Here is a 21,106-nt window from a genome sequence, read left to right as displayed (position 1 = left end):
ACGCAGCAAGGCGGCATGATGAACTGGGATCCCGAAGGCAAACCCCGCAAACCCGATTTCCTGGGCATCGGCGCGCAAAAGGCCGGCACCACGTGGCTGTCGCAGATGCTGGGCCAGCATCCCGATGTCTGGACGCCTCCGTTCAAGGAGGTGCAGTTCTTCAACCACCGCTTCATCGAGGAGCATCGCAAATGGCTGCCCTGGCATTTCCGCCGCGGCCGCCAGAACATCGAGAAACGCTGGGCCGCCCGCGGCGAAGAGATGCCGCGCGAGATGGTGCGCTACCTGGACCGCGTCACCCGCGAGCCGATGTTCACCAACCATTGGTACAAGCTGGTCTTCGCCCCGGCGCCCCAGGGGGCCAGGACCATCGACGTGACCCCGGAATATTCGACCCTGCCGGTCGAGGGCGTGGAGTTCCTGGCGAAATTCCTGCCGCAGGCGAAGTTCATCTATATCATCCGCCACCCGGTCGATCGCGCCGTCTCGCAGCTCAAGATGAACCTGACGCGGGCGCGCCGCAAGCCCGCCACCGTCGAGGACTGGCTGGCCGAGGTCGAGGCCCCCGAACTGATGGATCGCGGCGACTACATGACCTATGTGCCGCGCTGGAACGCGCATTTCGGCCCCGACCGGCTGCTTTACCTGCCCTTCGGCATGATCGCCCGCGATCCCCTGGGCTTGCTGCGCCGGGTCGAGGACTTCCTGGACCTGCGGCCGCATGACTATCGCGACCTCGGCAAGAAGGTCTTCGCCTCGGACAATGCGCTGGTGGTGCCCGACCAGGCCCGCGCCCGGCTGCGCGACAAGCTCGAGCCGCAATTCGCCTTTCTGGAACAAAGCTTCGGCCCGGAATTCACCAAGGCTTTCCGCTGAGCCTTCCCCTTTCGTTCCCGCTCGACTACATAGCGGCCAAGTTTCACACGGATTTCAGAGACGGGGAAAGATCATGGCCTCCTACCAGTTCGTTTACCACATGGACGGGGTGTCCAAGACCTATCCGGGCGGCAAGAAGACCTTCGAGAACATCCGCCTGAACTTCCTGCCCGGCGTCAAGATCGGCGTCGTCGGCGTCAACGGTGCCGGCAAGTCGACGCTGCTGCGCATCATGGCCGGCATCGACAAGGACTTCACCGGCGAGGCCTGGGCCGCCAAGGGCGCGACCGTCGGCTACCTGCCGCAGGAGCCGCAGCTGGACCCGGCGTTGAACGTGCGCGGCAACGTCATGGAAGGGGTCAAGGCCAAGCAGGCCAAGCTGGACCGCTACAACGAACTTGCCATGAACTACTCGGACGAGACCGCCGAGGAAATGGCGAAGCTGCAGGACGAGATCGACGCCGAGAACCTGTGGGATCTGGACAGCCAGATCGACGTGGCCATGGAGGCGCTGCGCTGCCCGCCGGATGACGCCGACGTGGAAAGCCTGTCGGGGGGCGAGCGTCGCCGGGTGGCGCTGTGCAAGCTGCTGCTGGAACAGCCCGACATGCTGTTGCTGGACGAACCCACCAACCATCTGGATGCCGAGACCATCGCCTGGCTGCAAAAGCACCTGATCGAATATCCCGGCACCATCCTGATCGTCACCCACGACCGCTATTTCCTGGACGACATCACCGGCTGGATCCTGGAACTCGACCGCGGCCGCGGCATCCCCTACGAGGGCAATTATTCCGCCTGGCTGGAACAAAAAGCCAAGCGGCTGGAGCAGGAAGCGCGCGAAGACAAGGCCAAGCAAAAGACGCTGGAGCGGGAACTGGAATGGATCCGCGCCGGGGCCAAGGCGCGCCAGGCCAAGCAAAAGGCCCGGATCAACGCCTATAACGAACTGGCCGGCCAGTCCGAGCGGGAAAAGCTGTCGAACGCCCAGATCATCATCCCCAATGGCGAGCGGCTGGGCAACAAGGTGATCGAGGTCAACGGCCTGAAAAAAGCCATGGGCGACAAGCTGTTGATCGAGGATCTGACCTTCAGCCTGCCGCCGGGCGGTATCGTCGGCGTGATCGGCCCGAACGGCGCCGGCAAGTCGACGCTGTTTCGGATGCTGACCGGGCAGGAACCGCCCGACGCGGGCGAAATCAGCTATGGCGACACGGTGAAACTGTCCTATGTGGACCAGTCGCGCGATGCGCTGGACCCCAACAAGACCGTGTGGGAGGAAATTTCCGGCGGGGCCGAGCAGATCGAGCTGGGCGATGCGACGATGAACAGCCGCGCCTATGCCTCGGCCTTCAACTTCAAGGGCGGCGACCAGCAGAAAAAGGTCGGGCTGCTCTCGGGCGGCGAGCGCAACCGGGTGCATATGGCCAAGCTGCTGAAATCCGGCGGCAACGTGCTGCTGCTGGACGAGCCGACCAACGACCTGGACGTGGAAACCTTGCAGGCGCTGGAAGCGGCGCTGGAGGATTTCGCCGGCTGCGCCGTCATCATTTCGCACGACCGTTTCTTCCTCGACCGGCTCTGCACGCATATCCTGGCCTTCGAGGGCGATGCGCATGTGGAATGGTTCGAGGGCAACTTCGAGGATTACGAGGCCGACAAGATCCGCCGCCTCGGCCCGGATTCGGTCGAGCCGAAGCGGGTGAAATACAAGAAATTCACGCGGTAAGATGAAGGAAAGGGGGCAGATCTGCCCCCTTTTTTCTTCGCAGGCTGTTATCGAAACCCGGCGGCCTTCATGCCCGTTTCCGACAGGTAGTCGAAATGCCGCGTGATCAGGCGATCCAATTCGTCCCGCGGCGCTTTCTTCATGCCCCTTTTGGCCAGGATTTCCTTGGCGTGCCGCGGCGTGTCGTTCATCCCATAATGGGTCACGATGCTGGGAACCGAGGGGTCGGTCAGGGCGACCATGACCGTCGGGATGCGATAATGGGCAAAGCCGAACACCGTGCGTTGCGGATGGCGCACGGCGACACCCACGCCGAGGAAGGGGTTGAACCAGCGGTAAAGCCCTTGCGTCGGCCCGTCGATGACCGAATAGATCACCGAGGGGAAGCTGACGGCGAAGGCGCCATGCGCCTTCCACAGGGTATCGCCATGCTTGCGCAGCTTCCTGATATAATCCTTTGAAAGGCAATCGTCGTCGTCGAGGCGGAATTGCAGGCAATCCTGCAATTCCAGCCCGATTTCCTTGAGCGTCTGGACCTGGGCATCGGCGACATGCATCGGCGGGACAAAGCGCAGCACCACATAGGGGCGCGCGTCGCAAAGCCTTTGCAGCTGGTCGCGATAGACCTTGGGCATCCGGTCCGAAGAGATGACGAGCAGCTTGAAATCAGGGTCGGTCTGCGCGTCCAGGGACGCCAGCGTCAACTGCTCGAACGTCACGAAACGGGCCTTCATCCGCTCGTCGCCGAAAAGCTCCTGCTCCTTTTGCTTGTAGATCGGTTCCAGGTCGTTTTCTTCGACGTTGCGATAGGCTTTCCAATCGCCGCGGCCGATCATGGAAAAGCGGCAAATCCCGACTATGGTCATGGTGTTCTTCATTGTGCGAACCGTTTCGTGACCGGCGTGTAGGCAAGGCTTCCCTTTGCGCGCCGCTCGGCCTCGGCGACGTCGGCCTGAATGATTTCGGCCGAAGGAATGTCCCAGGCCGCATCCGCGTCCAGATAGCCATGCTCCAGCAATGTCGCATGGATTTCCCTGAAATCCACCTGGCCCCAGCTGTTGTGGTTCGGCTTCTTGCCGGGCACCAGATATTCGGCGACCAGGCTGTTGATCAGCAAGGGATCCTTTCCCATCATTCCCCTGAGCTGCAGGCGCATGCTATGGTGTTCGGCATTGTTCCTGCGCAGGATGACGGCAATATCCTTGTCCGGGTCGGCCGCCATCCCGGCCATGTGAAGGGCGGATGTGTCCAGGCTGATGATTTTCCGGGCGGCGCGGTAAAGCGCGAACTGATCCTTCCAGGACAGCTGCTCGGGGAAAACGGGGACATAGCCCGAGCGCCTCAGGTTTTCCTCGAGGATCGCTTCAGCCAGCAGCCCGCCGTTTGCAATATATTTCGTTCTGGAGATATAGATCTTTTCCGGCCCGTTGGCGGGAAGCTTTCCTACGGTCTCGCGCAGGAAATTTCGGAACTCTTCCGTGCCGGCGGCGATTTCACCAAGGCCAAATCCCTGGCCGGGGATGGTAAGGGTTTCGACCAGCGAAGGCTGCTTGATGACCAGGGTCGGGCATTTGATGCCGAAAATCTCGAAAATCTCTCGATGCGGCTTCTTGAAATGCGTCAGGGTCGGATGCTTGGGAGTAAACAAGACCCCGTCATAATCGTTGTTTACCGCCCAAAGCCTGCTGATCGTTTCGGTAATGAAATGCCCGAAATGACCATAAAACATCCCCGCGAAGAGGAAATGCCCTTCGAGTTTTTCAACCGGCTCGGGGGCCTCTTCAAGCGCAAGCGACATGCGTCCGGCGCCACGCCAGGCGGCTGCCTCTGCAATGTCGCCGTCCTTCCAGACACCGCTTGGTGTCCGGGGGCGGGATTCCCACGGAGGGACCACAATCGCATCTTGCAGGGTAATCGTTTTTCTGGACCAGCCCTGATCGGGCAATGGAGGACAAGGCTCGTTCAATTTACACTCTCAAACACATACACGGCGATTCGCCTGCCAGGCGAACACTCCCAATCTTGGCCTTGTTTGGCAACACCTCCTTGACGATGCAAGCTAAACCGGCCTGCGACGGCATTCCGCCGAAGGCCGGTTGAAAGAGCCGGCGGGCCCTATTCCCATTCCCAGGGCAGGGCGTATTGGCCAAGCAGCTGGGCGACGGCGTCGCGGTCTATCTCGTCCCTGGGGCGGATGCGGGCGACCAGGCCGCGCTTGCGGTCGTCGACCACCTCGGCCACCTCGGCGGCCAGCCCGGCCTCGGCCAGGGCGGCGTCATAGACGCGGCGGATCGCCAGCTTGCGCAGGTCGGGCTTGAAGATCTTGCCCACCGCGGTCTTGGGCAGTTCGGGCAGGATCCCGATATGCTTGGGCACCGCGGCGCGTTCGTGGATATGGGCGCGGGCATGGTCCATCAGCTCGTCCAGCGAGACCTCGACGCCGGCGATCAGTTCGACATAGGCGCAGGGCAGCTCGCCCGCAAAGGAGTCGGGCTGGCCGATGGCGGCGGCGGCGGCGACCTTGGGATGGGACAGCAGCGCGTCCTCGATCTCGGCGGGGTCGATGTTGTGGCCGCCGCGGATGATCAGATCCTTGGCGCGCCCGGTGATCCACAGATAGCCGTCGCCGTCCATCCGGCCCAGGTCGCCGGTGCGCAGGAAGCGGCTTTCGGCGAAAAGGTCGTGGTTCTTGTCGGCCTCGGTATAGGTCGAGCCCTCGAAGACGCCGGGGTTGGCCACGCAGATCTCGCCGATCTCGTCGATGGCGCATTCGTGGAAGCCGCCGTTGCGGCGCTGCAGGATGCGCACATGGGTATAGGGCAGGGGGATGCCGACCGAGCCGACCTTTTTCAGCCCGTCCATCGGGTTGCAGGAGACGAGGCAGGTCGCCTCGGTCAGCCCGTAGCCCTCGGCGATCTCGACCCCGGTCGCGGCCTTGAAGCGGTTGTAAAGCTCGATCGGCAGGGGCGCCGAGCCCGAGATCGCGGTCTTGAGCGACGAGACATCGGCATCGACCGGCCGCTGCATCAGCGCGGCTATGGCGGTGGGCACGGTGATCAGGAAGGTCGCCTGCCAGCGTTCGATCAGCTTCCAGAAATTGTCGAACACCCCCTCGCCGCGATAGCCCGCCGGCGTCGGCATGATGAGCTGCGCGCCCGAGATCAGGCAGGACATCAGCACCGGATAGGCCGCGAAGACGTGAAACATCGGCAAGGGGCACATCAGCACGTCGGTTTCGCTGAACAGCAGCGTGCCGCCCAGCCAGCCGTTGTAGATCATGCCCGATTGCTTGTGCTGGGCGACCTTGGGCATGCCGGTGGTGCCGCCGGTGTGGAAGAAGGCGGCGACGCGGTCCTCGGCCGGTTCGTCGAAGGTCAGGCGGTTGTGCTTGCAGGCGCTGGCGGCGGCCTCGAAATCCATGACTTTGGCATGGTGGCGGGCGGGCACCTTGGGCCGCATCAGCGGCACCAGCATGCGCTTGAGCCCGGTCAGGTAGCCGCGCAGGTCGACCTCCAGCACGGTCTGCACGTTCGGGGCCTGCGCCACCGCCTCGGCCGCCTTCTGCGCGACCTCGGACTTGGGGAAGCTCTTCAGCGTCACCAGCACCTTGGCGCCGGTCTCGCGCAGGATGGCGGCGATGTGGTCGGGCTCCAGAAGCGGGTTGATCGGGTTCACGATGCCCGCCGTCGCGCCCGCCAGCAGCACGATCGGCGCCTCGATGCAATTGGGCAGCAGGTAGGCCACCACGTCCCCCGGCCCGACGCCAAGGCTGCGAAACAGGTTCGCGGTCTCGGTCACGCGCTCGTGCAGCTCGGTCCAGGTCAGGGTGCGGGCCGGCGCCTTGGGGTCCGAGAACAGCTGGAAGCTGATCGCCGGGCGCTGGGGATGGCGGTCGCGGGTCTGGGTCAGCGCCTCATAGACGGTGCGCGGCACCTGACGCTGCGCATAGGGCATCTCCGCCTCGACCGCATCGCGGTCTGCGACGCTCGCGAACCTGGCCATTCCTTACCTCCCGTTCTCCCTTTCGGGGTCGTGCCCCGCCGACAGGCAGAATGGTCCAACAATCAGCATGCTGGCAAGCATTCCGCCACGCCACGCCGGGGCCAAAACGCAGCGTCGCGCCCTGGGATCAGCCCTGGGCTCAGCCCTGGGGGATGCGCAGGGTCTGGCCGGGATAGATCTTGTCGGGATGGCTGAGCATGGGCTTGTTGGCCTCGAAGATCTCGGGGTAGCGGCTGGCCTTGCCCAGGTATTGCTGCGCGATGGCCGAAAGCGTCTCGCCCTTCCTGACGGTATGGAACAGGGGCTGCGCCGCCGCTGCTGCGGGGGCTTCGGTGCCGGCACCCTCGCCCAGCTCGACATGGGCGATGCCCTTGATGTTGCCGACCGCCAGGATCAGCTTTTCCAGGGTTTCCTGGTCGCGCGCCTTGCCCGAGATGACCACGGTGTCGCCGCGCAGCGTCAGATGCACGTCCTTGCCGGTCAGGCCCAGGGCGGACAGCTCGGCCTTGAGCGCGGCCACCTTGCGGTCGGTGTCGCTTTGCGGGGCTTGGGCGGCGGCGGGTGCTTCCAGCGCCTCGGCCTCGGATCCGAAAAGCGATTTGCCGGCGTCCTTCACGAAATCCCAGATAGCCATGATCTCTCCTTTCAGGCGGTGTCTGGGGCGGCAACGATTCGCCGAAAGCGGCGGTTCCAGACAAATTTCAGCAATCGGAGGTTGAGGAATGCCTGCCCGATCCCTAATTTTCGCAGGTCTTAGGGGATAGAGAAGTTGAACAAATCCTGCAAATCACTGATCCTGGCGTTTTTTCTTGGCCTGGTGGCGCTGCCCGCCCTGGCCGAGGACGGGGTGCGAATCTCGACGAAGTCCGTCGCGGGGGATGCGGTCCGTCCGGGAACCGTCACCTGCTTCCAGACCTCGATGCGCGAAAATGAGGCAGCGGTCCGCGCCACCAATGCCACGCGCCAGGCGCGCGGCCTGGCGCCGCTGCGATCGAACCGCGACCTGGCCGAGGCCGCGGCGCGCCATGCCTGCGACATGGCCAAGCGCGGGGTGATGTCGCATCAGGGCAGCAAGACCAAGGGGCCGATGCAGCGCCTGAAGAAGGAAGGCTACCGCCCCAGCATCGCGGCCGAGAACATCGCCGCCGGTCCCTGGGGGCAGGACCGCGTGCTGGTGGAATGGGCGCGTTCCAGCGGGCACCTGGCCAATATCCTGATCCCGCAGACCCGCCATTACGGCATCGGCAAGGCGCTGGGAGCGGATGGCAAGACCGTCTTCTGGGCAGCGGTCTATAGCGCGCCGCGCTGAGCACCGGCACGCTGAGGCCCTTCGCGGCGTCCTGCGTCCCCGAGGCACCTGCCGGGGCGGGTCGCGTCGTCCGTTGCCTGTTCAGGGCGGCCCGCAGTCGGGGCCGGGCCGCGATTTCTGCTCGCGCCCGCCGGCCTGTCAGGCGACGCCTTCCGCCGCTTCCATGGCGCCTTCGGTGAATTGCAGCCGCGCCAGCCGGGCGTAGAGGCCGCCCTGCGCCACCAGTTCCTCGTGCCGGCCCTGGGCCACGATGCGGCCATGGTCGAAGACGACGATGCGGTCGGCCTTCTTCACCGTGGCCAGCCGGTGCGCGATGATGATCGTGGTGCGGGTGCGCGCCAACTCGTCCACCGCATGCTGCACCAGCCGCTCGGATTCGGCGTCCAGCGCCGAGGTCGCCTCGTCCAGAAGCAGGATCGGCGCGTCGCGCAGGATGGCGCGGGCGATGGCGATGCGCTGCTTCTGCCCGCCCGACAGCATCACCCCGCGCTCGCCGACGAAACTGTCATAGCCTTCGGGCAGCAGGTTCAGGAACTCGTCGGCATGGGCGGCGCGGGCGGCGGCCTCGACCTCGGCATCCGAGGCATCGGGCCGGCCGAAGCGGATGTTCTCGCGCGCGGTGGCGGCAAAGATGACCGGATCCTGCGGCACCAGCGCGATGGCCTGGCGGAAATCGCCCCGCGCCATGTCGCGCAGGTCGATGCCGTCGATGCGCACCGCCCCGGAATCGGGGTCCCAGAAGCGTAGCAGCAGCTGGATCACCGTGGTCTTGCCGGCGCCCGAAGGCCCGACCAGCGCCACCGTCTCGCCGGGGCGGATGTCCAGCGTGACCCCCTCCAGCGCCGAGCGGTCGGGGCGCGAGGGATAGTGGAAGGTCACGTCGTCAAGCCGGATCGCCCCCCTGACCGGCCGGGGCAGGGCCAGGGGCTGGGGCGGATCGGCCAGCATGTCCTGCGCGGACAGCAGTTCCGTCAGCCGCTCGGTCGCGCCGGCGGCGCGCTGCAATTCGCCCCAGATCTCGGACAGTGCGCCCACGGCGCCGGCGACCAGCACGGCGTAGATGACGAACTGCACCAGCTCGCCCACGGTCATGATCTCCAGCCGCACGTCGCGGGCGCCGATCCACAGCACCCCCAGCACGCCCGAGAAGATCAGGAAGATGACGATCACCGTCATCACCGTTCGCGTCCTGACCCGGTTCAGCGCCGAATCATAGGACCGCTCGGTCACGTCGTCGAAGCGCGCCCGCGTCGGCCCCTCTTGCGTGAAGGCCTGCACGGTCTGCGCCGAAAGCAGGCTTTCCGAGGCCGCGCCCGAGGACAGCGCGATCCAGTCCTGGTTCTCGCGCGACAGCTTGCGCAGCCGCCGGCCCAGCACGACGATGGGCACCACGACCAGCGGCACCAGCAGCAGCACCAGCCCCGACAGCTTGGCCGAGGTCCAGACCAGCATCACCATGCCGCCGACCAGGATCAGGAAATTGCGCAGCGCGATCGAGACGGAAGAGCCGATCACCGACTGGATCAGCGTGGTGTCGGTGGTGATGCGGCTGATGATCTCGCCGGTCAGCACGCGCTCGTAGAAGGCCGGGCTCATGGCGATGACGCGGCTGAACACGGCCTTGCGGATGTCGGCCACCACCCGCTCGCCCAGCCGGGTGACGAGGTAGTAGCGCATCCCCGTCCCCAGCGCGAGCAGCGCCACGATGGCCAGCGCCGCGCCGAAATACTGGTCCAGCAGATGTGCGCCGGCGTCGAACCCGTCCACCACCCGACGCACCGCCAGCGGCAGGACCAGGCTGATCGCCGCCGTCACCGCCAGCGCGACCAGCGCCGCGGCCAGCAGCCCGCGATAGGGGCGCAGGAAGGGCCAGAGCGCCCGCAGCGCGCCGATGCGTTTCGTCGTCGGCCGATCCACGATGGGTTTGGGTCCGCGTGCCATATGTCCTCCCTGGGTGGCCGGTTGGCTGCCTGATGGCGCGTTCACAGCGGCTCGCTGCCGCCGGCCAGCTCCAGAATGATCTCCCATTCCGCATCCGAGACCGGCTGTACCGAGAGGCGCGAATTATTGACCAGCACCATGTCCTTCAGCCGCGGCTCGGCCTTGGCCTCGTCCAGCGAGATCGGGCGCTTGATGCGGGCGACGGCGCGGACATCGACGCATTCCCATTTCGGGTCGGCGGCGGTCGTGTCGGGATGCGCCTCGGCCACCACCTCGCAGATGCCGACGATCTCCTTGCCGATGTTCGAGTGATAGAAGAAGCCGCGCTCGCCCTTCTTCATGGCGCGCATGTTGTTGCGGGCCTGGTAGTTGCGCACGCCGTCCCATTGCTCGCCCGTCTCGCCCCTGGCGATCAGGTCGTCGAAGCTGAAGACGTCCGGCTCGGATTTGAACAGCCAATGCGCCATCAGCCGATTACCTTCTTCCACTCGATCACCTCGACCGAGGCGAACAGTCCGGCCGCGTTGTAGGGATCCTGCGCCGCCCATTCCTTGACCTCTGTCAAGCCGTCGCCCTCGACCACCAGCAGCGAGCCGCAGGGCTGGCCGTTCTCGACCAGGGGGCCGGCCAGCTTGACGCCGGGCTGCGCGCCCAGGAAGGCCAGGTGGCTTTCGCGGGTGTCGAGACGGGTTTGCAGCTTGCCGGGATGGTCGCGGCAGATGACGGCGAAAAGGGGCATCATTCCTCCTTGAGCGGGCGGTTGAGCAGAAAATCCAGCGCATGTTCCATGGCGATGCTGCCTTGGGCAAGCCCCGCGACCAGATTCGAGATCGGCATCTCGATCCCCAGCCTTTCGGCCAGCCGGGTGACGGCGCGGGCGGTGGCGGCGCCCTCGACCGTGGTGCCGGCGGCGAAGTCGCGCCCCGTCCCCAGCGCCAGCCCATAGCGGAAGTTGCGCGATTGTTCCGAGGTGCAGGTTAGCACCAGGTCGCCCAGGCCCGACAGGCCCGGCAGCGTCTCGGGCCGGGCGCCGAGCGCGGTGGCCAGGCGCAGCATCTCGGCAAAGCCGCGCGTCACGATGCTGGCGCGCGCGCTGTCGCCATAGCCCGCGCCGATGGCGGCGCCGGCGGCGATGGCGATGATGTTCTTCAGCGCCCCGCCCAGTTCCGCCCCGGTGACGTCGGTGGTGCGGTAAAGCCGCAGCGTGGCGGTCGAGAGCCGGCGTTGCAGCGCCTCGGCCGTGCCGGCATCGGCGCAGGCGAGCGTCAGTGCCGTGGGCAGGCCGCGGGCGATGTCGGCGGCAAAGCTGGGGCCGGTCAGCACCGCCACCCGCGCCTGCGGACAGGCGGCGGCGATCAGCGCCGAGGGGCCGGTCAGCGTGGCCAGGTCGATGCCCTTGGCGCAGCTGACCAGGTTGCGGCGGTCGAAGCGTGCGCCATGCTCGGCCAGGAACCCGCCCAGCACCTGCGCCGGCAGGGCCAGCAGCACGGTCTCGGCCGCGATCTCGTCCAGCCGGTCGGTGACGTGCAGCGCCGGCGGCAGGGTCACGCCGGGCAGGCGCGGGTTCTCGCGCGCCTCGGCCCAGCCGATGTCGCGCCCCCACAGCGTGACTGGGCCCTTGCTGGCCAACGAAACCGCCAGCGCCGTGCCGAAGGCGCCCGCGCCGATGATCGCCACGCTCATGCCTTGGCCCCCCGCTTGCCGGCGCCCAGCATCGGCGCGGCGCCCTGGTCCAGCGGCCAGCGCGGGCGCGCGGCCAGCTCCATCCCGTCGCGCTTGCCGGCCTGGTAGGCCTCGATCCCGGCCCAGGCGATCATCGCGGCATTGTCGGTGCAAAGCCGCAGCGGCGGCGCCAGGAAGGTCGCGCCGGCCTCGGCCGCGACCCGCTGCAAGGCCGCGCGCAGGGATTCGTTGGCCGCGACGCCGCCGGCCACCGCCAGCACCGGAGCGGGGGCCAGCGCCAGGGCGCGGCGGGTCTTTTCGGCCAGCACCTCGGCCACCGCCGCCTGGAAGCCGGCGCAAAGATCGGCGCGGTCCTGTTCGTGCAAGCCCCCTTGCGCCGCCGCCAGCGCGTCACGCTGGCGCAGCACGGCGGTCTTGAGCCCGGAAAAGCTGAGGTCGCAGCCCGGCCGGTCCAGCAGCGGCCGGGGCAGGGCAAAGCGGCGCGGATCGCCCGCGCGCGCCGCCGCCTCGACCGCGGGACCGCCGGGCTGCGGCAGGCCCAGAAGCTTTGCCACCTTGTCGAAAGCCTCGCCCGGCGCGTCGTCGATGGTGCCGCCGAGCCGGGTGAAATCCGCCGGGCCCTCCACGCGCAGGAACTGGCAATGCCCGCCCGAGACCAGCAGCATCAGATAGGGAAAGGGAATGCCGTCGGTCAGCCGCGGCGTCAGCGCATGGCCGGCCAGGTGGTTGACGCCGACCAGCGGCAGCCCGCTGCCCGCCGCCAGCCCCTTGGCCAGCATGACGCCCGACAGCACGCCGCCGATCAGCCCCGGCCCGGCGGTGACGGCGATCCCGTCCAGGTCGGACAACCGCAGCCCGGCCTGGGCCAGCGCCTCCTCGACGCAAAGATCCAGCTTCTCGGCATGGGCGCGGGCGGCGATTTCCGGCACCACGCCGCCGAAATCGGCATGCAGCGCCGCCTGGCCGGCCACGACCGAGGCCAGGATGCTGCGGTCGTCGCGCACCACCGCGGCGGCGCTGTCGTCGCAGCTGCTTTCGATGCCCAGAAAGGTCAGTCCCATGCTCATCCTTGTTCCCGCGCCGCCAAGGGCCTAGGCAAGGGGGGAGTAGCATCTTGTCAGGCCGATTGCCATGCCGCCGAACCCCGCGCCCATCCTGCTTCTGACCCGGCCCGAGCCGGCCTCGCGGCGATTTGCCGCAGGTCTGGCGCATCTGGGGCTTGAGGTGCTGATCTCGCCCGTGCTGCGCATCCGGCCGGTCGCGCATGATGCCGCGCGGCTGGCGGCGGCGCGGGGGCTGGTCTTCACCTCGGTCAATGCCGTGCCGGCGGCGGGGGCGGGGCGCGGGCGGCCGGCGATCTGCGTCGGCCCGGCCACGGCCGAGGCGGCGCGGGCGGCAGGCTTCGACGTGACCGAGGGTCCCGGCGACGCGGCGCGGATGCTGCCGCTGATCAAGGGGCTGGGGCAGGGCTGGCTGCATCCGCATGGCGCCCATGTCGCCAAGGAACTGCCGGTGCCGGACATGGTGGTCTATGACCAATTGCCCGAACCGCTGAACGCGGCGGCGCTGGCGGCGCTGGCGGGGGCCAGGCCGGTGATCCTGCCGCTGTTCTCGCCCCGCTCGGCGCGGCTTCTGTCCGGCCGGGCGGCGGGTGCGCGCGCGCCCCTGTGGCTGGCGCCGATCAGCGCCGCGGCGCAGCAGGCCTGGCAGGGCCCGGCCGCGCGCAGCGTGCCGGCGCCCACCCCGGATGCCGAAGGGGTGCTTTGCGCCGTCGAGCGGTTGCTGGCCACGGAACAATCCATATGAGGGCGGGTTGAGGCGCCACGCACCGCCGACTAGACTGCCTGCGGGAGCCAATCATGATTGCGGGCGGAAGGGGCGGATCTTGCCCCGTGGCAGCCGGGCCGCGATGCGAAAGGGAACGGGGAAGAATTGTGAAGAAGCCAGAAACCAATTCCAGCGAGAACAAGGCAAGCCCCGGAAAAGACGGCAAGAAGAAGGCGGTTTCCGGCTCGGTCATCGACAGCCGCCCGGTCAGCGCCGGTGAGGGCGCCCCGGCGGCACGGCCCGAGCCCAAGCCGCAGGTCGAATCAAGGCTGGTCGGCACCGGCACCGGCCCCGAAGCCGCCGCGCCCAAGCGCGATGCCGGCAAGACGGCGGCCGAATCGAAGCCCGCCCCCTCCCAGCCCGCCGCCGAGGTGAAGCAGGGCGGCGTGCCGCCCGTCGCCAAGCCCGAGGCCGCGCCCGCGCAGCCCCAGCCGGCCAAGGTCGAGACCCGCGTGGTCGAGGTGCGCAAGGCCGGCTTCATGCCGACCTTCCTGGGCGGCGTCGTCGCCGCCGGCCTGGGTGCCGCCGCGGCCTGGTGGGCGATCCCGCATCTGCCGCCGGCCTGGCAGCCGCTGGGCGCCGACCCCGCCCCGACCGAGGCGCAGATCGCCGCCGCCCGCGAGGCTGCCGTCGAGGCGGCGCGCGAAGAGATCCAGACCCAGGCCGAGGCCTTTGCCAACCGTGCCTCCGAGGCGGGTGCGGATGCGGCGCGGCAGGCCCTGGCCGATACCGAGGCGCAGGGCGGCGACGCCGAGGCGTTGCAGGCGCAGCAGGAAAAGCTGGCCGCGCTGGAAAAGGCCGTGGCCGATCTGGCCGCGCGGCCCGTGGTGGCGCCCGTGGTCTCGGGCGAGAACAGCGACGGGCTGCAGCAGGTGCTGAACGAGCTGACCGCGCGGCTGGCGGCGCAGCAAGGCCGCATCGACGCGCTCGCCGCGCGCCCTGACGCGCAGGCGGCGACCGGGCAGGTCCAGGAACTGGCCGCGCAGGCCGAGGCGCTGCAAGCCCGCATCGCCGCCGCGGCGGACGAGGCCGAAAAGCGCATCGCCGCCGCCCAGACGCAGGCATCCGCATTGCAGGAGACGGCCGAGGCGGCAAACCGCCGCGCCCAGGCCGCCACCGCCGCCGCCGCGCTGCAAGCCGCGATCGAAACCGGGGGCGCCCGCGACCAGGCGCTGGCCGACCTGCGCGCCGCCGGGGTCGAGCCGCCGGCTGCGCTGACCGGCGAGGTGCCGACGCTGGCCCAGCTGCGCAGCGGCTTTCCCGCCGCCGCGCGCGAGGCGCTGGCCGCCGCCCGCCAGGAGGCGCCGCAGGACGGTGCGCTGGGGGCCATCGGGAACTTCCTGCGCGTGCAGACCGGCGCCCGCTCGGTCGAGCCGCGCGAGGGCAGCGATCCCGACGCCATCCTGTCGCGCGCCGATGCCGCGGTGAATGCCGGCGACATCAAGGGCGCGCTGGCCGAAATCGCCGCCCTGCCGCAATCCGGCCAGGCGGCGATGGCCGGCTGGACTGCCGCGGCCCAGGCCTGGGTCGAAGCCAATGCCGCGCTGGCCGCCCTGGCCGCGGGCAGCATGTAAGGGGTGCGCCATGCTGCTTTCGGCACTGAAAATCCTGATCTTCTTCGCCATCGTGCTGGTGCTGACGCTGGGCGCGATGCAGCTTTCGGAAACCGGCCAGGGCCTGAGCATGGTCTATGGCGGCACCGAATACACGCTGGGGCCGGTGCAATTGGTCATCGCGGCGCTGGTCGTCGTGCTGCTGGGCTGGATCACCATGCGCCTGCTGGGGCTGCTTCTGGCCTTCATGCGCTTCCTTCTGGGCGACGAGACGGCGATCAACCGCTATTTCGCCCGCTCGCGCGAGCGCAAGGGCTATGACGCGCTGTCCGAGGGCATGCTGGCCGTCGCCTCGGGCGAGGGCAGGCTGGCCCAGGACAAGGCCGCGAAGGCGGCCAAGCTTCTCGACAAGCCGCATGTCACCGACCTTCTGGCCGCGCAGGCCGCCGAGGTCGCGGGCGACCGCCGCAAGGCCGCCGAGGTGTATCGCCGCCTGCTCTCGGACGAGCGGACGCGTTTTGTCGGCATCCGCGGGTTGATGCGCCAGAAACTGGACGAAGGCGACACCGCCACCGCCTTGAAACTGGCCGAGAAAGCCTATGCGCTGAAGCCCAAGCATACCGAGTTGCAGGACACGCTGCTGCAATTGCAGACCCGCGAGGGCGACTGGAAGGGTGCGCGCGCCGTGCTCAAGGACAAGCGCCAGCAGGGCCAGCTGCCCAAGGACGTGCATGTCCGCCGCGACGCGGTCCTGGCGTTGAAGGAGGCTTCCGAGGTGCTGGCGCATGGCAATTCGATCAGCGCCCGCGAGGCGGCGATTTCCGCCAACCGCGCCAGCCCCGACCTGATCCCGGCCGCCGTTCTGGCCGCGCGCAGCTACATCGCGCAGAACGATCCCCGCAACGCCAGCCGGGTGCTGCAAAAGACCTGGAGCGTGCGCCCGCATCCATCGGTCGCCGCGACCTATGCCGAGATCGTGCCGGACGAAAAGCCGGCCGCGCGGCTGCGCCGCTTCGAGGATCTGATGCGGCAGAACCCCGAGCACGAGGAAACCCGGCTGCTGCGCGCCGAGCTGCTGCTGGCGGCCGAGGATTTCCCCGGCGCCCGCCGCGCGCTCGGCGACCTGGCCGAGAAGCATCCGACGGTGCGCTCGCTGTCGATCCTGGCCGCCGTCGAGCGGGGCGAGGGCTCGGACGACGCGGTGGTGCGCGGCATCCTGGCGCGGGCGCTGGTCGCCAGCCGCGGCCCGCAATGGGTCTGCGACAAATGCCACAACGTCATGGCGGACTGGTCGCCGACCTGCGACAGCTGCGGCGGCTTTGACACGCTGACCTGGCGCGAGCCGGACACCCCCGCCTGGGGCGCCACCGCTTCGAACGGGGTCGAGATGCTGCCGCTGCTGGTCGGCACCGCGCATGGCGAGGGGGCGACCGGGGTGGCCACGCCGGCCGCGCCCCCTGCCTCCACCTCCGGCACGGTGGGTTCGCAGCCCGAGCCGCGCAAGCCGGACGAGGACGCGGGTCCGGTCGAGATTGCCGATGTCTCGCCCGGCATGGTGCCGCGCGAATCGGATTATCGCCGCGTCTCTCCGGCCGTGGCCGGGTCCGAGCCGGCGATGACCGTCACCGACCCCGAGCCGGTGGTGGCCGCGCCCGCAGCACCCGTGTCGGCGCCCCGGCCGGTGCCTGGCGGCGAGGGCGATCTGCTGCCCGTGCGCCCCGATGTCGAGCCGATCGACCGGGAAGAAGTGAAGATTGCGGGGAAAAATCGCTGATCCCCCCTTTTCGCCCGCGCCGGAACCTGCTATCCGGCGCGGCACATGAGAGGCCGGTGTAGCTCAGCTGGTAGAGCACGTCATTCGTAATGATGGGGTCGGGGGTTCGAGTCCCTTCACCGGCACCAGAAACCCCAGAGAAATCGACGCATTGCGCTGATTTCTCTGGGGTTTTTGCGTTTCTGCCCCGCGACCGGCCCAGTTTGCCGGCCTGATCCCCTGACAGCGGCCGTTGCAGCCGGCCTTGGCGCAACGGCTTTTCCCCTCCCCGATAATGCGGCGCCATTCGGATGAGGAGAGGGTGAGATGCCGAACAAAGCCACAGTCAGGGGCGTTTTGATGGATGCGACGCTTGCGCCGATCGCGGCGGGCAAGATCGTCGCGACGCTTCAGGGCTCGGACATATTCGACGGCGGGCTGCGGGTGGTGACGCAGAAGGTCGAGGCGACGACGGATGCGCAGGGCGGCTGGTCGCTGGATCTGATCGTGAACGGCGAGGGCGAGCGGGCGGGCACGACCTGGACCATCGAGGGCTACAACCACTATGTCGCCAAGGTGTTCGAAGTGAAATCGCTGTTCCTGGCCTCGGCGCTGGCGACGACGCTGGGCGAGCTGGAGCGGACCAGCGCGCAGAACCTGCGGGCCGCGCGCGAGGGCAACGTGGCGCGGCTGATCAGCGTTTCGGACCATGACCGCTACCTCGCCCTGCCCGAAAGCCAGCGCCGCCCGAACGACCTGCTGGTCCTGGACGGGCGGGACGTGCCGCCGGTGATCCATGGCACCATCGAGGGCAGCCTGTTCCAGGGGGTGCAGCAGATCTATCTGGGCGGCGAGCCGGCGGCCTTGCTGGACGCGAGCGGCGCGGTGCTGATCGGGGCGCAACCCCCCGAGCCCGCGGTGGCCCCGATGATCACCCGCCAGCCCGCGCTGCTGCCCGAAGGGGCCGGGCTGGGCGACAGCATCACCCTGGACCTGGGCGCGGCCGAGGGCGCGCCGCCGCCGGCCGCGGCATGGGATCTGACGCTGGGCGACAGCTCGATTCGCGACCAGGTCGACCCGGACCAGCTGAGCATGGAACTGTCCGAGCCCGGCGAATATGCGCTGGCGGTCAACTGGAGCAATGCCTCGGGCGCGGTCGTCGCCGCCCCGGCGCTGCTGACGGTCGCCGAACCGGGGGCGCCGGGCCTGGATTACGCGCGGGCGGCGGGGTATTTCCACGCCGGTTCCGCGTTTTCCGGCACGGCCGATGCCGTCTCGGGGCTGGTGAACGGCGGCAATGGCGGCTGGGATCTGGCGCGGGTCGGCTCGGGGCAGGCCATTGCCATGACGCCCGCGGGCATCCGCTTCGACGGCGGCGGCTTCCTGCAGGCCTCGGGGATCTCGACCAGCGGCATCGGCGGGATGTTCGTCGTCCTGCGCCTGGCGATCGAGCATCACAACTCCGGGGTGGCGCAGCTTTTCGCGACCAATCCCGCCGGCGGCCCCGTCTCGATCACCAGCAACAAGGGCAAGCTGCAGGCCTATTACCACGACGGGGAAACCTCGCGCGTGGTCAATCTCGGGGGGGCGCCCGCCGCCCCCGAGGCCTTCGTGGTGGGGATCGAGATCGACAATGCGGCGCAGATGGTGCGTGCCTATACGCGGGGGGGAAGCATCGCGACCTTCAGCGTGCCGGGCATTCCGGGCGTGGAATACGCAACCGTCGCCATCGGCCAGAGGCTGCACGGCACGGTGATGCGCGCGGCGCTGTTCGGCCGCCCGGCGGGCGGCAGCTTTGCCGCCAGCTTCGAGCAGGTGATCGAGGATTTCCTGTCCGCCTGACTGTCCCGCGGCCCCGTCCGCCCCGCCAGAGGTCGCCCCGCCGGGGCGGCCTTTTTTCATGCCCGCTTTTCATGCCTGCGTCGTCCGCCCCGCATCGCCTTGCGCAAAACCGCTTGTCGGCGGGCGTTTTCCTGTGGGACATGGCGGTGATCGCCGCAAGACCGCGGCGCAGGCGTCAAGGCGGAGAAGACCCATGAACCTGACCATCGACGAGGCCCTGACCCAGGGCGGCGCGGGCCGTTTCCAGCAGCGGCTGCTGGGCATCTTCGGCCTGGTCTGGGCGGCGGATGCGATGCAGGTCATCGCCATCGGCTTCACCGCCGCCTCGATCGCGGCCAGTTTCGGGCTGACCGTGCCGCAGGCCCTGCAGACCGGCACGCTGTTCTTCCTGGGCATGTTCGCCGGCGCGACGCTGTTCGGGCGCATCGCCGACCGGATCGGGCGGCGCAACGTGCTGCTCTTGACGGTGGGCTGCGATGCGGTCTTCGGCCTGGCCTCGGTCTTTGCGCCGGACATCTGGTCGCTGATGCTGCTGCGCTTCCTGACCGGCATGGCGGTGGGAGGCACGCTGCCGGTCGACTACGCCATGATGGCCGAGTTCCTGCCGCCGCGGAACCGCGGCCGCTGGCTGGTCTGGCTCGAGGGGTTCTGGGCCATCGGCACCATCGCCATCGCCCTGACCGCCTGGATCGCGCATCTGGCCGGCGCGGCCGAGCCCTGGCGCTGGATCTTTGCCGTCGCCGCGCTGCCGGCGTTGATCGGCATCTGGCTGCGGCTCTGGGTGCCGGAATCGCCGATGTACCTGCTGCGCAAGGGCGACGAGCCCGGCGCGCGGGCGGTCGTGGACCGGGTGCTGACCGCGAACGGCGCCCGCGCGCTGCCGCAGGGCGCCCGGCTGACCGCGCCGCCCGTCACCGCCGAGGCGCGGCTGTTCGGCCCCGAGCTGCGCAACCGCAGCCTGGGCATCTTTGCCGCCTGGTTCCTGGTCTCGCTGTCCTATTACGGCGTCTTCGTCTGGCTGCCGGCGGAGCTGGCCAAGGGCGGTTTCGGCTTCGTGCGCGGCTATGGCTTCCTGGTGCTGATGGCGCTGGCGCAGCTGCCCGGCTATGCGCTGGCGGCGCATGGCGTGGAACGCTGGGGCAGGAAGCCCACCTTGCAGGTCTTCCTGCTGCTCAGCGCGGCGGGCTGTTTCCTGTTCACCGTCGCAGGCAGCCCCTGGCTGGTCGCCGCCTCGCTGCTGCTGATGAGCTTTGCGCTGCTGGGCACCTGGGGGGCGCTTTACGCCTTCACCCCAGAGCTTTACCCGACCGGCCTGCGCGGCACCGGCATGGGCACGGCCAGCGCGGTGGCACGGGTGGGCGGGCTGCTGGCGCCCTCGCTCATGGGCTATGTCGTGGCGCGCGGCTTCGGCGTCGCCATCGGCGTCTTTGCCGCGCTGCTGCTCCTGGCCGCCATCGGCACGCTGTTCATCCGGGCCGAGACCCGCAACCAGTCCATCGTCTGAATGCCAGAGGGAAGGGATATTGATATTGACGCCCCGACAGCGTTTCGACATGAAGGGCATGCTTGAATGGAGGTTAGTTGTGGCAATACCAGAACTGTGTATCGTCGGCGGCTCTAACTGCCTTTTGTCGCAAGGCTGGGTCCGGCAGCTAAAAGCTGTGAATCAGGAAGCTTTCGAGATTCGCAACCTCTCGATTGGGGCGGCGACGTCGCTTATCGGGATATACCGGATATTGAACGGTGAGATTCCCAACGGATCTATCGTAATCTGGGAATATGCCATCAACGAGGCAAATCATCACAAATCTGGTCAGTCGGCAGAAACGCTGTTCTACTATCTCGATTGGTTTTTGGAACTTTGTGCTCTTCGCGATATTAGCGTTCTGCCACTTCTGTTCTGGAATCTTGACGAACAGCTTTCCAATAAGCCCAGTCAGTATCGCAGGGAAATCAATCGTCGCTTTGCCAGCCGTGGACTTGAACCCATTGATTTTGGACCCAAGCTGAAAGAGTTTGCAGGCGAGAAAAAGCAGGACGTAAAGGCCCTGTATAGAGATCGCGCCCACTACAAGCTCGGGACTGGTTTTCCGCGCCGAATCGCTCTCCAAGTGTTTGGCAACCTCCGCGCGGCTCGAATACCCCAGCGCCTTACATCATTCGCCGGGAGGGAGCTACGCCTTCTGCGGCCAGAAGTGCTTGAGACCGGGCGTTTCAAGAATAGCATATTAGATGCAGGAATCTATGATTTTTCGGCGCCGATCCGTATCCGGGCCAAAGGAAAACTTTTGGCCGGTTTCGTGATTGCCGCCAAAACAGGAGGTGCTGTCGATGTTTTTGTGGATGAGCACAATATCGGGGCATTCTCGGTGCAGTCTCCCCCCAGCGTTCAGCAGCCAGACCGTCTCTTGAAGCACCTTGTTTTTTGGTCCAATGGAGTTGCTCCCATAGAGGTCGAGCGGGAAATCGATATCTCCAGAAGCCGTTCGGAGGAAAAGCCCATCGTGCAGAATCTGTTTTCTTGGCATGCTGCTGAGGGAAGCGGCGAGCAGGATGCGTTGGTCGCCATCCTCATCGAATCTTGAATCAGG

The 21,106-nt window shown here is 67.7% G+C and carries 18 protein-coding genes and 1 tRNA gene; 10 read left to right on the top strand and 9 right to left on the bottom strand.

The annotated features are described in order from the left end of the window. Positions 1-15 precede the first annotated feature (15 nt). Entirely contained in the window at positions 16-876 is an 861-nt protein-coding gene (locus KF941_RS06040; protein ID WP_240540246.1) for a sulfotransferase, read from the top strand. 73 nt (positions 877-949) lie between these two features. Continuing rightward, positions 950-2,605, top strand: a complete 1,656-nt coding sequence (gene ettA / locus KF941_RS06035) for an energy-dependent translational throttle protein EttA (RefSeq protein WP_214272813.1) — start codon at positions 950-952, stop codon at positions 2,603-2,605. Between the two features lie 47 nt (positions 2,606-2,652). Here ettA and KF941_RS06030 read toward each other — a convergent pair whose 3' ends face one another. The 4 genes from KF941_RS06030 to lysM form a co-directional block, all read right to left on the bottom strand. Beyond that, the gene (locus KF941_RS06030; protein WP_072461963.1) at positions 2,653-3,471 is read right to left on the bottom strand and encodes a glycosyltransferase; all 819 of its coding nucleotides are present in this window, start codon (positions 3,469-3,471) and stop codon (positions 2,653-2,655) included. Positions 3,472-3,479: 8 nt separating this feature from the next. Then, positions 3,480-4,550, bottom strand: coding sequence for a glycosyltransferase 61 family protein (locus KF941_RS06025; RefSeq protein WP_214272812.1), 1,071 nt, complete (start codon positions 4,548-4,550; stop codon positions 3,480-3,482). A 170-nt stretch (positions 4,551-4,720) separates the two neighbouring features. Then, the gene (locus KF941_RS06020) at positions 4,721-6,607 is read right to left on the bottom strand and encodes an acyl-CoA synthetase (protein WP_214272811.1); all 1,887 of its coding nucleotides are present in this window, start codon (positions 6,605-6,607) and stop codon (positions 4,721-4,723) included. 139 nt (positions 6,608-6,746) lie between these two features. Beyond that, the gene (gene lysM / locus KF941_RS06015) at positions 6,747-7,241 is read right to left on the bottom strand and encodes a peptidoglycan-binding protein LysM (RefSeq protein ID WP_214272810.1); all 495 of its coding nucleotides are present in this window, start codon (positions 7,239-7,241) and stop codon (positions 6,747-6,749) included. A 135-nt stretch (positions 7,242-7,376) separates the two neighbouring features. Here lysM and KF941_RS06010 point away from each other — a divergent pair, with 135 nt between their 5' ends. Next, positions 7,377-7,916, top strand: a complete 540-nt coding sequence (locus tag KF941_RS06010) for a CAP domain-containing protein (RefSeq protein WP_240540245.1) — start codon at positions 7,377-7,379, stop codon at positions 7,914-7,916. A 138-nt stretch (positions 7,917-8,054) separates the two neighbouring features. On the opposite strand, the gene KF941_RS06005 is transcribed toward KF941_RS06010, so the two are convergent. From KF941_RS06005 to tsaD, 5 genes are read right to left on the bottom strand one after another with little or no spacing between them, the layout of a single operon-like run. After that, positions 8,055-9,857 carry an ABC transporter transmembrane domain-containing protein gene (locus tag KF941_RS06005; RefSeq protein ID WP_114535735.1) on the bottom strand — a complete coding sequence of 601 codons (1,803 nt, stop codon included), beginning with the start codon at positions 9,855-9,857 and terminating at the stop codon, positions 8,055-8,057. A gap of 41 nt (positions 9,858-9,898) precedes the next feature. After that, the gene (locus KF941_RS06000) at positions 9,899-10,324 is read right to left on the bottom strand and encodes an EVE domain-containing protein (protein ID WP_036756762.1); all 426 of its coding nucleotides are present in this window, start codon (positions 10,322-10,324) and stop codon (positions 9,899-9,901) included. Beyond that, the gene (locus KF941_RS05995) at positions 10,324-10,599 is read right to left on the bottom strand and encodes a YciI family protein (RefSeq protein WP_214272809.1); all 276 of its coding nucleotides are present in this window, start codon (positions 10,597-10,599) and stop codon (positions 10,324-10,326) included. Before KF941_RS05995 ends, KF941_RS06000 begins: the two co-directional genes overlap by 1 nt. Next, a complete protein-coding gene (locus KF941_RS05990; protein ID WP_036756759.1) occupies positions 10,596-11,540 on the bottom strand; it encodes an NAD(P)H-dependent glycerol-3-phosphate dehydrogenase in 945 nt (314 codons plus the stop codon). The genes KF941_RS05995 and KF941_RS05990 overlap by 4 nt, the downstream gene beginning before the upstream one ends. After that, positions 11,537-12,607, bottom strand: coding sequence for a tRNA (adenosine(37)-N6)-threonylcarbamoyltransferase complex transferase subunit TsaD (gene tsaD, locus KF941_RS05985; protein WP_214272808.1), 1,071 nt, complete (start codon positions 12,605-12,607; stop codon positions 11,537-11,539). The genes KF941_RS05990 and tsaD overlap by 4 nt, the downstream gene beginning before the upstream one ends. 64 nt (positions 12,608-12,671) lie before the next feature. Between tsaD and KF941_RS05980 the strand changes: the two genes are divergently transcribed. From KF941_RS05980 to KF941_RS05950, 7 genes are all read left to right on the top strand, one after another. After that, positions 12,672-13,346: a uroporphyrinogen-III synthase gene (locus KF941_RS05980; protein ID WP_214272807.1), complete on the top strand. Its 675-nt coding sequence runs from the start codon at positions 12,672-12,674 to the stop codon at positions 13,344-13,346. A gap of 128 nt (positions 13,347-13,474) precedes the next feature. After that, positions 13,475-14,941 carry a hypothetical protein gene (locus KF941_RS05975; RefSeq protein ID WP_214272806.1) on the top strand — a complete coding sequence of 489 codons (1,467 nt, stop codon included), beginning with the start codon at positions 13,475-13,477 and terminating at the stop codon, positions 14,939-14,941. A 10-nt stretch (positions 14,942-14,951) separates the two neighbouring features. Beyond that, positions 14,952-16,694: a heme biosynthesis HemY N-terminal domain-containing protein gene (locus KF941_RS05970; protein ID WP_240540243.1), complete on the top strand. Its 1,743-nt coding sequence runs from the start codon at positions 14,952-14,954 to the stop codon at positions 16,692-16,694. Between the two features lie 52 nt (positions 16,695-16,746). Next, a tRNA-Thr gene (locus tag KF941_RS05965) sits at positions 16,747-16,822 on the top strand. A 211-nt stretch (positions 16,823-17,033) separates the two neighbouring features. Further along, positions 17,034-18,515, top strand: coding sequence for a hypothetical protein (locus KF941_RS27880; RefSeq protein WP_240540242.1), 1,482 nt, complete (start codon positions 17,034-17,036; stop codon positions 18,513-18,515). Positions 18,516-18,708: 193 nt separating this feature from the next. Continuing rightward, the gene (locus KF941_RS05955; RefSeq protein WP_214272804.1) at positions 18,709-20,019 is read left to right on the top strand and encodes an MFS transporter; all 1,311 of its coding nucleotides are present in this window, start codon (positions 18,709-18,711) and stop codon (positions 20,017-20,019) included. 49 nt (positions 20,020-20,068) lie between these two features. Next, a complete protein-coding gene (locus KF941_RS05950) occupies positions 20,069-21,100 on the top strand; it encodes a hypothetical protein (RefSeq protein WP_214272803.1) in 1,032 nt (343 codons plus the stop codon). The last annotated feature ends 6 nt before the right edge of the window (positions 21,101-21,106 follow it).

Source organism: Paracoccus sp. pheM1 (assembly GCF_018499825.1).
In the GTDB taxonomy this organism is placed as follows: domain Bacteria; phylum Pseudomonadota; class Alphaproteobacteria; order Rhodobacterales; family Rhodobacteraceae; genus Paracoccus; species Paracoccus versutus.
The sequence above is the reverse complement of the archived record's forward strand: the minus strand, read 5'-3'. Positions and strand labels throughout refer to the sequence as shown.